Here is a 12,948-nt window from a genome sequence, read left to right as displayed (position 1 = left end):
TAAAAAAACCACTATTAAGCTACACCTTAATAGTGGTCGTATACGTATTATACGCGAAATAGCATAAAAAATGAATAGCTTTACTGAAACAATAGGGAAACAAAGACAATCGAGCAAATAATTCCGATTAAATCTGCAAAAAGACCTACTTTTAATGCATCTCCCATTTTTCTAATACCAACAGCTCCGAAGTATACTGTTAAAATATAAAAAGTCGTATCTGTACTCCCTTGCATCGTAGAAGCTAATCTCCCAATGAATGAGTCTGGCCCATATGTGGCAATTAAATCAGTCGTAATACTTAGACCAGCAGAACCTGAAATAGGGCGTATTAGTGCTAATGGAACGATTTCTGCTGGAACATGAATTAAATCTAGCATTGGCTTCATTACTGATATCATTGCATCTAGCGCACCTGAAGATCGGAATATAGAAATAGAAACAAGCATTCCAACCATAAACGGTAAAATGGAAATTGCAATTTGAATCCCTTCTTTTCCTCCCTCAACGAACGATTCATACGTCGGCACTTTCTTTATCGTGCCATATAAAAGGATAAAACCAATTACACAAGGGATTACCCATAAGGAAATTGTATTTACAATACTCATTTTTTCCGCCCCTTTCTACTCCTTCTTCGGTAAAAATAGCGGTCAATCCAAATCGCTCCAATCATAGAAAGTACTTGTGCAATAAATGTTACCCCAACAATTTCAGTAGGATTGGCTGATTCATACGTCATTCGAATTGAAATGACTGTCGTAGGAATTAATGTAATAGCTGATGTATTTAATGCTAGAAACGTCACCATAGAACGGCTCGCCGAATCCTTTCCTCCATTTAACTCTTTTAGTTGTTCCATCGCTTTAATACCAAGAGGGGTTGCTGCATTACCTAGACCAAAAAAGTTTGCCATCATATTTGATAGAATAAATCCCATGGACGGATGGTCCTTTGGTATTTCTGGAAACAACCTTTTTACTATCGGCATAAAAAGCGAAACTAATTTTTTTAACAATCCGGCTTCCTCTGCAATTTTCATTAAACCAAGCCAAAATACTAAAACACTAATAAGTCCTATACAAATCGTTACTGCATCTTTTGCTCCGTCAAATACAGCCTTATTCACTTCTTCCATCGTTCCATTTATCATGGCGTATACAATCCCAATGACAGCCATCGCTACCCATACGAGATTAACCATCGTTCCCAACACCTATCATGTAAGAAAAAATTTCTTTCACATTATTCCAGTAAAGTCCCGTTGTAGCTACTAACTTCCGTTTACTATAAAATAAATTCCGTTCTCCAACTTTCTCATTGCCAACATAAACATCTGTCTTTCCAACCTTTACTCCATCCTCAAGCGTTATACTTTTATCCAGTTCAACTTTTAATAACACGTTCTTTCTTTCCTCTTCAGTTAACGGCACAGAAAAACTATTTTTCGTATAAACATGGTTGGCATACTTCTTTTCATTTATTTCAGCAATTGCTCCTTGTCCTAAAACTTTCGTTTGCTTGAAACGTTCGAATCCTTTGTCAAATAGATTCATATGATCATCCCAATCACTAGAAGCACTCAAAGTTACGACAATTAAATCTAGTCCATCTTTTGATGCCGTTGTAACAAGCGTTCTTCCTGCTTTCTTCGTAAAGCCTGTTTTTCCTCCTGTTGCAAATTCATAATAAGACGTTACCAACTTATGTTTATTTTTCCACGGGTAATCCCAAGAATCGGATTTATACGTTTTTGTTCCAAAGATTTTTTTAAATGACTCGTTTCCCATTGCATACTTCGTTAATAACGCCATATCGTAAGCCGACGAATAATGTGATCCATCTCCATCTAAACCATGAGGGTTTGAGAAGTGAGTATCTTTCATTCCAATTTCTTTCGCCTTTTCATTCATTAAATATACGAATCCATCTATACTCCCACCCACACTTTCAGCAATTACTTGCGCTGCGTCATTACCAGATCTAAGCATGAGTCCGTATACTAAATCTTCTAACTTCACTTTTTGTCCAGGCTTTAAATAGATTGCTGATCCTTCCACCCTCACCGCTTCATTGCTAACTGACACCATTTCTTTCATCTTCCCTGATTCAGCAGCTAACAAGGCAGTCATAATTTTTGTTATACTAGCAATTTTTTGAGGTTCATGTTCTGCTTTTCCGTATAATACACGACCAGACTGTTGCTCCATTAATACAGCATTTCGAGCACTGACATTGCTGTTCATCTTTGCATATGTAGGAATTGGCATAACGCTTGCGTACATAATAAGAAGCGTAATGATTACACAAATTCGTCTCATATTTCCCCCCACGTCCTTTTGGCACTTTTTGTACAAGTGTATGCTTGGCCTTTTAAAATATGAACGAAATCTTCCTTCTGCTTTCATTAAAAAAGACGCAGAGAATTTGCGTCTAATATGGTGTCCATTCAATTTGTTTCGCAGTTTCAAACCTTTTTTCTACATCAGGCCAATTTACAACATTCCACCAGTTTTTAATATATTCATCTTTTCGATTTTGGTATTGTAAATAATACGCATGTTCCCAGACATCTAGTACAAGGAGTGGTATCGTATCCCATTGTGTAAATAATTGATGAAGTGTACTTTGCAAAATTTCTAACCTTCCAGACCGGGGCACCCAAACGAGAATTGCCCAGCCTGAACCTTCTACTTTAGAGGCCGCTTCTGTAAAATGTTTTTGGAAACGTAAAAAGCTCCCAAAATCTTGCTCGATTTGTTGTGAAAAAGCACCTCTTGGACTTCCACCACCGTCTTTTTTCATGTTATTCCAAAATATCGTGTGTAAGTAATGACCTGACCCATGAAAAGCCGCTTCTCTTTCCCAATGCTTAATTAAATCAAATTGATTTGTTTTTCTCGCTTCTTCCATCATCTTCTCTGCTTTATTTAACCCTTCCACGTAACTCCGATGATGTTTATCATGGTGTAACATCATAATTTCTTTAGAAATATACGGTTCTAACGCATTATACGGATAAGGTAATGGCGGTAGTGTATGTCCTCCAATTGGAACAGCTCGTTCGCTATCCCCTCTTTCATATAATTCATATTCCTCTTCTTCTTGCATAAATACTTCCTGCAAGTGATGCTGAATATGTTCTACATCATCACTTATTTCATACATAAACTCTGCATCTGTTTCATACTCATGCTCTTTCATACGCTCTAACAACGTCTGAATTTTATAAGCAAGCATATGGACATCATACACTTCCATTGCGCGGCTATCTAATACGTGAAGAACACTTTCACACCAATTTTCTACTTCATGAAAGTAATCTGTAAATACACCTTGCTGATTCATGTTGCACCTCCCTAATGCTATCCACTTAACTATATTCAATGAAAATCCCTTATATAACTGTACAAAAGGAAAAGAAGCTAAGTCACCTTAGCTTCTTTTCCGCAATCAATATTTGTGTAACATCTTTGTCTGATAATCCGTCTCATAATATTCTAGTTCTTCACGCATCAATTGAAATTTACCTTCTAAACTCTTCATCACTTGCCCCAAAGATGCAGGTGGTGTTTGTTGAAAAACGATAGAATTTTTTCCTGTATATGCAGACCGACTATTTTCATACCAATAATCACTCTTCGGTGAAAAAAACTCTGCAATTACTTGATGGTAAATCTTATATAAAATTTTTTCAGCTGCTGTTTTTCGAAATGGCTGACTATTCAACAAAACAAAACATGCATCATGTCCTTCTTCGCAAAAAACGAGAAGTCGTCTCATTGATGCTAATAACCCTTTATAATATTGCTCGTTCCCTGCCGGTGTCTCCTCTAATAAAGAAGGCAACGTATGATAATTTACATAATTGGTTATTAAATGAATAGCATCTTCTAAAAATATAGAAACTTGTTCTGTTTGATTTTCAACCATCAAATTAGACATTTTTCTCTCTCCTTTGCCATTTCACACTATTTCTACTCTTTTATTTTTATGTAATTCAGCCAATATTTCTTGTACTTTCAACACCGTTCCTTCATCAAAATATTGTTGAAATTCTTCCATATTATTTAAATACAAACGTTTTTGCGCACGAAGCTCCCTATCTTTCACTAAACAACATATCGCTACAATATCGCGTAAATATATGTTTTGTTCTTCTACTTTATACACTGGATTTCCTTCAAAAGGAGTAATTTCTTGTAAAACTTCTTCAAAATATCGAACGTATAAAACCGAAAAAGTTTTCTCTTTATCATTTAATATATATGTCACTTCAGATCTGTTAAAAAAATCCTCTGATGTATTAGGTTTCGCTTTTTCTAACTCATATCCTACATAACCTTTTATAATCATATACTCCCCTCTCCTCCTTTTTTTATCTTATTCTAACTTAATTTTCTGATAAACAAAATATTCTTTTAAATATACCTATATAAAAAATAGCTCCCCTATACAGGAATTTACCTTTTTATTTTTCTTGAAGTTTGTCATAATAATATTATTGTCTCAGTTTTCTTACACAAGGAGAGTTGTATTTATGTCGTTTTCATGGAAACGTTTCTTACAAATCGGGAAAATTATCTTCCCATTTGTTGTATTAACAATTGTATTCTTTCAAGCAAAAAAAGAATTAGCGGGCATTTCTTTTTTAGAAGCGATTGATACAATTAAAAACATTCCAACTGGAGGAGTCTTTTTAGCAATTACACTTGGTGCATTCGCTGTATCAACAATGTTCTTTTATGACTATGTTATGCTTCGTTACTTAAAAGCTGATATTCCTGTCCAAAAGATTTTCCGTATCTCGTGGATTGCTAATACTTTAAATGGATTTATCGGGTTTGGTGGTCTCGTTGGAGCCGGCGTACGCACAATGCTTTATCGTCCATACATAAAAGAAAATGGAAAACTTATTAAAAGTATCGCTTGGATGACAACTGCCTTTATTAATGGATTAGCCATTCTTTCATTTCTTGGTCTTATCGGAATATTAGACACGAGATTTATTTTGCATGAAAAACCATGGCTATGGCCTGTTCTTATCTTCTTTGCTCTTTTCGTTCCTATATATATCGGGTTTTCTAAATTAAAAAATAGAAAAGCGACGCAAACAGAGGGACAAGAAGAAGAGGAGAAGAACCCAACCGTTTTATACTCATTAGTTTCATTAGTCGAATGGGTATCTGCTGGTATTGTTATGTACGTCATATTATTATTATTTGGCATTGAAATCGAATTCCAAAAGTTTTTAGGCGTATATGTCATTGCTGCTTTAGCTGGTGTCGTTAGTCTTGTTCCTGGTGGCCTTGGATCATTTGACCTTGTCTTCTTAACTGGGCTTGGGCAATACGGCATCGATACAGGTGTTTTACTCCCTGCTATGTTATTATATCGTCTCGTCTATTACATCTTACCATTCTGCCTTGGTCTCATTTTTGCAGCTTTTGAAATGACAGGAGTAGCCATTAAAAAGTTTGAAGATAAACCTTTTATTGCGCCTGCATTAGAGACAACTGGTGTTATATGGACCTTGCAGCGTGACTTTCTAGGAAAGTTAGGTTCTTGGGCATCTGCTGCTTTAACAGTATTTGCTGGCTTAATGGTTATTTTATCAACCATTCTACCGACAAGTATAAATCGGGCACACGCCTTACATATTCTAGCTCCAAAACACCTTATTCAATTTTCTTTTAGCTTATCACTAACATTCGGTATTCTCCTACTCATTCTTTCACGGGGGATATATTACGGAACAAAACGTTCTTATTATATGACGATTGTTTCTTTAATTGGAGCGGCTATTTTTAATACACTAAAAGGAATTGATGTTGAAGAAACGTTTATTTTATTAATCGTACTCGCTGTATTGTATATGCTTCGTAAAAGGTTTGTACGTGAGAAAATGGAAGTCTCACTTTCCGATATCGTAAAAGTTTTTATATTCCTACTTGTAACGTTATATTTATATAAAAACTTAGGTATTTTATTTGCAGGTGCAAAGGAAGCTTTCAAACCTGATTTTGTCGTTCGTAATATTACACAAGTGAAACGAAGTGCATTAGCAGCTGCCTTTTTTGTTCCTACTTTTTTACTAATTGGTTCACTCATTGCAAATCGTTATCGAAATGAATTTCCCGGGCAACCAGCTAATGATAAAAGATTACAAAACTTCTTAGATGAACATGGTGGAAATGTACTTAGTCATTTAGGTTTTTTAGGAGATAAGCAGTTCTTTTTCAGTAGTGATGGAAAAGCACTCATTCTCTTCTCAATAACTGGAAAACGACTTATTGTACTAGGTGATCCAATTGGTGACCCTTCCTCCTATCGTACTGTATTGCAAGAGTTTTTAGCTGAGGCTGATCGATTTGGATACATTTGTGTATTCTACCAAATTGAAAGTAAATGGATGAGTTTATATCACGATTTTGGTTATAACTTCTTTAAGCTCGGTGAAGAAGCTGTTGTTGATTTAAATACCTTTACAATAACAGGAAAGAAACGTGCTGGCATGCGAGCTACTTTCAACCGTTTTGAAAGAGAAGGCTATACATTCTCTATTCATGAGCCACCTTTCTCCGACGAATTATATGAAGAGTTAAGAAAAGTTTCAGATGCATGGCTTGGCGGAAAAAAAGAGAAAGGTTTTTCACTCGGATACTTCGATCGTGAATATATTAGTCGCGCTCCTATCGCAACATTATCTGATGCGGATGGAAAAATTATTGCATTCACAACATTCATGCCCGTATATCAAAACGGATCATTATCTGTCGATTTAATGCGATATTATCCAGATGCGCCTAGCGGCATTATGGACGCAATTTTCATCCACTTATTCCAATGGGCAAAAGAAAATGAGTACCACTCCTTTAATATTGGTATGGCACCACTTTCAAATGTTGGTTTATCCACACAGTCTTTCTGGTCTGAACGAGTGGCTGCTGCAATCTTTAATAACGTTCGTTATACGTATAGTTTCAGCGGATTACGACATTTTAAAGAAAAATATAAACCAGCATGGAGCGGTAAATATTTAGCATTTAGGAAGAATCATTCTTTACCAATTACAATGCTCTCTGTAACAAAATTAATAGGAAAAAGAAAAAACAGCTAAATTCTTAGCTGTTTTTTCTTTTTTGAACTTGTACAATAAATTCTTTTTCATACTTCTTACCATTTATATAGAAATTCCCCCACATTTTATACGTGCCCTCGGCAGGAAATGTAATCCGGTATTGTAATTGCTCATCCGTATCTACAGGCATAGCGTATAAAAAGTTCTCCTTCGTTTCATCCACGATATAGAGTGACTCTACTTCTCCTCTCTCTGAATGTAATTTCAATTTTTCACCCTTTTTCGCTTGAAACTGAAATGTTAACGTAACTGGTTCATTCGGATGTAATGCGCCAAATAAAAGAGAAACTTCATACTCTCCTATTTTTTTTGTAAGTACACTGTCGATTGGAAATTTCACTTTTTTCTTATTGTTCTCCTCTTTCGTTCTACCAAAATCTTTCCTAGCGAATGACTCTACGGACTTATTTTTATCTTCGTATAAAAATATTGTATATTCTTCGTCTTTCGCTATTTTGGAAGATAACTTATATGACCCGTTCCCTGCAAATGTAGGTTTAATTTGTTGTATGTGTTTTAACTGTCCATCTACAATCACTGCCCGAATTTGATCATTTACACCACGAATTTCATTATTCTTTTTGTTTAACAACTGAAATAAAATATCTACTTTCTCATTTCCCTTTCCATTTGACACATCCCACTTTACTTCCTGAACATCTCCTACAGTCTCTTCGTTTTCTTGATATTTTTTTATGTAAAATCCTCCTGCCACAATAAGTACTAACGCAATAAGTCCAATGACAAGATTTTTCAAAACATCACCTACCATTTTTATTGTCTCTGTTCATACAAAACTTCTTAAGGTATATATTCTAGATTATGATTTATGAAATCCTCCTATTTTGCACATATTACAAATAATAAAAAGATTTTAATTGAAAGGATTCGTAGTGTATAATGCAAATGATATTGATTTCTATCAATACATTATAAGGAGGACTTTTCATGAGTGTACATATCGAAGCAAAACAAGGCGAAATCGCTGAATCTATTCTATTACCTGGTGATCCATTACGTGCAAAATATATCGCTGAAACATTTCTAGAGGATGTTACTTGCTATAATAACGTACGTGGTATGTTAGGTTTCACTGGAACTTATAAAGGAAAACGTGTATCTGTTCAAGGTACAGGTATGGGTGTTCCTTCTATTTCTATTTATGTAAACGAATTAATCCAAAGCTACGGAGTTAAAAATTTAATTCGCGTTGGAACTTGCGGTGCAATTCAAAAAGATGTAAAAGTTCGTGATGTTATTATCGCAATGACGGCTTGTACTGATTCTAATATGAACCGTTTAACATTCCCAGGATTTGATTTTGCACCAGCTGCAAACTTTGATCTTTTAAAGAAAGCTTACGATGCTGGAACTGAAAAAGGATTACACGTTCGTGTCGGTAACGTTTTAACAGCAGATGTGTTTTATCGTGAAAGCATGGACATGGTTAAAAAACTTGGAGATTACGGTGTATTAGCAGTAGAAATGGAAACAACTGCTCTTTACACATTAGCAGCGAAATACGGTGTAAATGCATTATCTGTATTAACAGTTAGCGATCACATCTTCACTGGCGAAGAAACAACATCTGAAGAGCGTCAAACTACATTTAACGAAATGATTGAAATCGCTTTAGATGCAGCAATTCAACAATAATACACTAAAGAACTTGTCATACGTCTGACGAGTTCTTTTTATGTGACTTTTTATAAATAACTATTTTATAAAGAGACAGATTTCTCCCCTCTACTTTCTTGTAACGTTTGTTATAATAAAGTGAAACTTTAATCAGTGGGGATTTTTCCCATTCTCCATTGATTATTAGTTGAACCAATCAGGATTTTACGGGCAGTTGATCTCCCGCCTAACTCCCTTGTATTTGCCGAATTTTGAAGTAGGAGTCTTATTACCTGTTAAGGCGGGATAAAGAAATCATTTACAGTATTTCTCATAAGAGGTGACGCAGTGAAAAACAGAAGTATCGTCTTTAAACTATTTTTATTAACATCCACTTTATTTACAATCATATTCCTACTTTTTTTCCTAGGACAATCTCTATTTTTAGAGAAATTTTATATTAATAAGAAAGTAAAAACAGTCCAAACTGCTTTTGAAAAATTCGTAGATAATTATGATAAAAGTGATAAAAGTTATGAGCAGGTTAGAAAACTAAAACAAGAATTTCATGATAAAACAAATGCAGATATGCAGTTTTTGGATTCTAACGGTATTATTAAAAGTGATAACAATTACTATATCGATGTATTTAATCCCAACAATAATAAACAGTATTCCATTCCACTCAATAATCTTTTAACACCAGAAGAATATAATAAATTCGAAAATTTAGGTTTAAAAAAAGATGTAATAATCAATGTTGATGGAGTCGTACAAGAGAATAATATAATCACACCACAAAAATTAGGAACGAATTATAATCAATGGCAGAACGAACATTTCTATTCGGATTTTCAGTCAATTAATGGTAACCCTTCTAAGAACAGACTTGCAAGCCGATACAAATCTACAACTCGAATCGTCTTTACAGGTGTTATAACTAAGTTACAGCTCCCATCCAAAGCTGAGGTTCGTCTTGCAAATGATATTGAAACATTACAAGCCGTTCAATATTTCGCAGATATGATTAGAGAGGGCACTTCTAACTCGAACCAATTAAGTACTTTTATATTAGATGGTGGAGAAAATATAAAAAATAGTATCTTTGTAAAACCGATTATAGAAAACGGAAAGATTACAGAATACGCTTTTGCGATAGCATCTTTGCAGCCTGTTAATGAAGCGATGCTCGTTTTAAAAGATTATTATGTTTATGCCTTAATTATCGTGTTTCTCGTTATTATTTTGTTATCCTTCTACTACTCAAAAATCATTGTTAAGCCATTAATTAAAATAAATCGTGTTACAAAAAAAATGGCTAATTTTGATTTCAGCGAGAAATTACCTGTTACAGCTGACGATGAAATTGGCGGGCTTTCTGGCAGTATCAATACATTATCTGTAAATTTAAAAGATCGAATCGATCGATTAAATGTCGCTAATACAAAGTTACAACAAGATATTGAACGTGAACGTCAATTGGAAAAAACAAGAAAAGAATTCATTTCTGGCGTGTCACACGAATTAAAAACACCACTGAGCGTAATTAGAAGTTTTGCAGAAGGAATTAAAGATGGTGTTAGTAAGGATACTTCGTATTATACTGATGTTATTTTAGAAGAAACAGAAAATATGAACAGGCTGATTGTTGAAATGTTAGAATTAGCAAAGTTGGAATCTGGTACTTACAAACTAGATATGACGACGTTCTCAATCGGTGAATTAACGCAACAAGTCTACACAAAATTATTATTTAGCATGGAAGAAAAACATTTACAAGTGAACATCGATGCAGACCCTTCTATACTTGTTAAAGCAAATCGTAGCCGTATTGAGCAAGTAGTTGTGAACTTACTAAGTAATGCAATCCGTTATACGCCAGATGGAGAAAAAATACAAGTCTCTATTATAGAGGCAGAAGATACCGTAAAAGTCGAAATCGAAAATACAGGAAACCCTATCCCTGAAGAAAGTCTTGAAAAAATTTGGGATCGCTTCTATCGTCTAGATGCATCACGTAGCCGTCACACTGGAGGTACTGGTCTCGGATTATCTATTGTAAAAAACATTTTAGACCTCCATCATGCCGAATACGGTGTGTATAATACGACTAACAGTGTTGTATTCTATTTCAATTTACAAAAAGTAAAAGAAGTCAAATAATTTGTCTTAATTTCACTAGGAGTTCACATGAAATTCACACTCTCCCTTTATAGTAAGAAACAAGTTAATCCTTTCCTTTACACATATAAAAGAGGAGAGTGCGTGAAATGAAACAAGCAGGACAACCTATTCAAAATGAAAAACAATTAGAAACTATCAAAAATATACTTTTACAATCTTCGAAACGTGATGGCTTATTATTCGTATTAGCTGTAAATTCTGGCTTAAAAGTAAGTGAAATCTTACAATTAAAAGTTAGTGATGTAATCGATGAAAATGAAAATGTTCGCCATTCCATTTTATTTTACAATGAAAAAGTGAAGAAACATAAATGGTTTGCTGTAAATGAAGACTTACAGCACGCAATCGAAGACTACATGAAAGAACGTAAAACTTGGAAACGTAATGAACCATTGCTAAAATCTCAAAAAGGAACAAAATCTATTACGAGACAACATGCATGGTACATTTTAAACAAAGCTGCAAAAGAAGTTGGATTAGAAGGGATTAGCTCACATACACTTCGAAAAACTTGGGGTTATTGTGCATACAAATCAGGTGTTGATATTGCATTTTTACAACACTTCTTTGATCACAGTACTCCATCAAAAACTTTAAAGTATATCGGTATTGCTTAATAACTCTTATACATAAAAAAGGTTACCATTTGAAAATTTGGTAACCTTTTTTATATTTCATATTCTCTTTTCTTGTCTCTCCTATACTGTAGTGGTACTCTAATACTAAGGGGGAGAAATTATGAACACACTTACAATTGAATTACCAAAAGAAACGGCTGAAAAACTTGATTTATTAAAACAAGCTTATGAAAAGAAAACAGGTGCTTCTATCTCTGAGAGCACTCTCGTTCAAACACTTATCTCAAAAGAATTTATCCAGGCGATAACTCCTTTTGATTTACAACAATTTGTCAACGGAAAAGAACAGCATTAATCGCTGTTCTTTTTTTATCTCTATTTAAAATATACAAAGTTTTTTATATATTTTTAGAAAAACCATTGACAATGATAATGATAACCATTATCATTTATTATGAAGCCAACAATTGATGAATCAACCAAACGCTCAGTAACATTGTTACCCCTCTTTTTCATATAGAAAGGCAATGTACATTCCCCCTGTTTGTACAGTGCCTTTCTTGTTTATTATCATTCAAAAAAATTTAATTGCTCCGGCTTCGGCTCACCATATGTAATGTTCATCATTTTCATAAGCTGTTTCGCATTATCTGCTGCATCCCCACCTGAATTGTTGTTAAACAGTACGTATATATCCTTTGTTTTCTTTTTTAATTGCTCTAGTCGTTCAACCCATTCTTCCAGTTCTTTATTGTTGTAGCGATATAAACAGCGAACCGCTCTCCAATTTTCCCCTTTATCAAGCCAACCATGAACATTTCGACCGTGAAAACGTATTAATGCCATGTCTGAATTCGTAACCTCTAACACGAGTGGCACAGAACCTATCCCAGCCTGTGGTTCATCACAAATTGTATGAACCCATTTCTCCTGTTCTAGAAACTGTAACGTCTTATCTCTCATTTCTGGATAAAACCATGTTTGATTTCGAAATTCTATTGCACATGGTAAACCTTCCATTTTTTCTTTCGTATATCGAAGAAAATCTACATTTTTCTTTTTGCAATCAAACCATGGTGGATATTGAAATAAAATTGTTTTTAATTTATCAGCTTCTAATAAAGGAAGAATAGACTGTTTATACAAATCAAACATCTCATCGAACGTAGAAAAAGGAATTTCACCTTTCATATGTCCTGTCATTCCTTGATACGCTTTTACGACAAAAGAAAAATCTTTCGGCGTTTCCATTGCCCATTTTATATAATTTCGTGCAGGTTGCATCGCGTAAAATGAACTATCCACTTCCACAATAGGAAAATACTCGCTATATGTTCGTAATTTATTTCTATTTTCATAGGAATCTATGTATAAAGAATTATGATCTCCCCATCCTGTCACTCCAATGAACAGCACATATATCCCTCC

13 protein-coding genes are annotated in these 12,948 nt (G+C 34.4%); 5 read left to right on the top strand and 8 right to left on the bottom strand.

What is annotated here, in order from left to right; translation table 11 throughout:
* Window positions 1-80 precede the first annotated feature (80 nt).
* The 6 genes from spmB to ATL10_RS01700 all read right to left on the bottom strand — a co-directional run bounded on the left by spmB (window position 81) and on the right by ATL10_RS01700 (window position 4,356).
* Window positions 81-611 (bottom strand): spore maturation protein SpmB, encoded by a 531-nt coding sequence (gene spmB / locus ATL10_RS01725; protein ID WP_000029514.1) that lies wholly within the window; start codon window positions 609-611, stop codon window positions 81-83.
* Window positions 608-1,204: a spore maturation protein SpmA gene (gene spmA, locus ATL10_RS01720; RefSeq protein ID WP_000247810.1), complete on the bottom strand. Its 597-nt coding sequence runs from the start codon at window positions 1,202-1,204 to the stop codon at window positions 608-610. The genes spmB and spmA overlap by 4 nt, the downstream gene beginning before the upstream one ends.
* A complete protein-coding gene (locus ATL10_RS01715; RefSeq protein WP_001252626.1) occupies window positions 1,197-2,321 on the bottom strand; it encodes a D-alanyl-D-alanine carboxypeptidase family protein in 1,125 nt (374 codons plus the stop codon). Before ATL10_RS01715 ends, spmA begins: the two co-directional genes overlap by 8 nt.
* Before the next feature lie 112 nt (window positions 2,322-2,433).
* On the bottom strand, window positions 2,434-3,348 hold the full coding sequence (locus ATL10_RS01710; RefSeq protein WP_001075742.1) for a superoxide dismutase: 915 nt from the start codon (window positions 3,346-3,348) through the stop codon (window positions 2,434-2,436).
* A 105-nt stretch (window positions 3,349-3,453) separates the two neighbouring features.
* A complete protein-coding gene (locus tag ATL10_RS01705; protein ID WP_000067551.1) occupies window positions 3,454-3,945 on the bottom strand; it encodes a YpuI family protein in 492 nt (163 codons plus the stop codon).
* 21 nt (window positions 3,946-3,966) lie between these two features.
* Complete coding sequence (locus ATL10_RS01700) at window positions 3,967-4,356, bottom strand: hypothetical protein (protein WP_000584360.1); 390 nt, start codon at window positions 4,354-4,356, stop codon at window positions 3,967-3,969.
* A gap of 184 nt (window positions 4,357-4,540) precedes the next feature.
* Here ATL10_RS01700 and mprF point away from each other — a divergent pair, with 184 nt between their 5' ends.
* Window positions 4,541-7,120 (top strand): bifunctional lysylphosphatidylglycerol flippase/synthetase MprF, encoded by a 2,580-nt coding sequence (gene mprF, locus ATL10_RS01695; RefSeq protein WP_000010853.1) that lies wholly within the window; start codon window positions 4,541-4,543, stop codon window positions 7,118-7,120.
* A 4-nt stretch (window positions 7,121-7,124) separates the two neighbouring features.
* On the opposite strand, the gene ATL10_RS01690 is transcribed toward mprF, so the two are convergent.
* Window positions 7,125-7,913 carry a hypothetical protein gene (locus ATL10_RS01690; protein WP_000232599.1) on the bottom strand — a complete coding sequence of 263 codons (789 nt, stop codon included), beginning with the start codon at window positions 7,911-7,913 and terminating at the stop codon, window positions 7,125-7,127.
* Between the two features lie 176 nt (window positions 7,914-8,089).
* On the opposite strand from ATL10_RS01690, the gene deoD reads away from it, so the two are divergent.
* From deoD to ATL10_RS01665, 4 genes are all read left to right on the top strand, one after another.
* Entirely contained in the window at window positions 8,090-8,797 is a 708-nt protein-coding gene (gene deoD, locus ATL10_RS01685) for a purine-nucleoside phosphorylase (RefSeq protein ID WP_000110707.1), read from the top strand.
* Window positions 8,798-9,106: 309 nt separating this feature from the next.
* Window positions 9,107-10,921: a sensor histidine kinase gene (locus ATL10_RS01675; protein WP_090975937.1), complete on the top strand. Its 1,815-nt coding sequence runs from the start codon at window positions 9,107-9,109 to the stop codon at window positions 10,919-10,921.
* Window positions 10,922-11,028: 107 nt separating this feature from the next.
* Complete coding sequence (locus tag ATL10_RS01670; RefSeq protein ID WP_000806236.1) at window positions 11,029-11,559, top strand: tyrosine-type recombinase/integrase; 531 nt, start codon at window positions 11,029-11,031, stop codon at window positions 11,557-11,559.
* 121 nt (window positions 11,560-11,680) lie between these two features.
* On the top strand, window positions 11,681-11,875 hold the full coding sequence (locus ATL10_RS01665; protein ID WP_001094860.1) for a DUF3924 domain-containing protein: 195 nt from the start codon (window positions 11,681-11,683) through the stop codon (window positions 11,873-11,875).
* Window positions 11,876-12,090: 215 nt separating this feature from the next.
* Here the strand turns inward: ATL10_RS01665 and ATL10_RS01660 are convergent, their stop codons facing one another.
* On the bottom strand, window positions 12,091-12,936 hold the full coding sequence (locus tag ATL10_RS01660) for a DUF72 domain-containing protein (RefSeq protein ID WP_000897363.1): 846 nt from the start codon (window positions 12,934-12,936) through the stop codon (window positions 12,091-12,093).
* Window positions 12,937-12,948: the final 12 nt, after the last annotated feature.

Source organism: Bacillus sp. 196mf, from assembly GCF_003217275.1.
In the GTDB taxonomy this organism is placed as follows: Bacteria; Bacillota; Bacilli; order Bacillales; family Bacillaceae_G; genus Bacillus_A; species Bacillus_A thuringiensis_S.
This window is presented reverse-complemented; position numbering and strand designations above follow the sequence as displayed.

Coding starts and splice junctions, on each gene's coding strand:
- spmA (WP_000247810.1), bottom strand. CDS start 1,204: ATGGTTAATCTCGTATGGGTAGCGATGGCTGTCATTGGGATTGTATAC.
- ATL10_RS01670 (WP_000806236.1), top strand. CDS start 11,029: ATGAAACAAGCAGGACAACCTATTCAAAATGAAAAACAATTAGAAACT.
- ATL10_RS01690 (WP_000232599.1), bottom strand. CDS start 7,913: ATGGTAGGTGATGTTTTGAAAAATCTTGTCATTGGACTTATTGCGTTA.
- deoD (WP_000110707.1), top strand. CDS start 8,090: ATGAGTGTACATATCGAAGCAAAACAAGGCGAAATCGCTGAATCTATT.
- ATL10_RS01710 (WP_001075742.1), bottom strand. CDS start 3,348: ATGAATCAGCAAGGTGTATTTACAGATTACTTTCATGAAGTAGAAAAT.
- ATL10_RS01700 (WP_000584360.1), bottom strand. CDS start 4,356: ATGATTATAAAAGGTTATGTAGGATATGAGTTAGAAAAAGCGAAACCT.
- ATL10_RS01665 (WP_001094860.1), top strand. CDS start 11,681: ATGAACACACTTACAATTGAATTACCAAAAGAAACGGCTGAAAAACTT.
- ATL10_RS01715 (WP_001252626.1), bottom strand. CDS start 2,321: ATGAGACGAATTTGTGTAATCATTACGCTTCTTATTATGTACGCAAGC.
- ATL10_RS01705 (WP_000067551.1), bottom strand. CDS start 3,945: ATGTCTAATTTGATGGTTGAAAATCAAACAGAACAAGTTTCTATATTT.
- spmB (WP_000029514.1), bottom strand. CDS start 611: ATGAGTATTGTAAATACAATTTCCTTATGGGTAATCCCTTGTGTAATT.
- mprF (WP_000010853.1), top strand. CDS start 4,541: ATGTCGTTTTCATGGAAACGTTTCTTACAAATCGGGAAAATTATCTTC.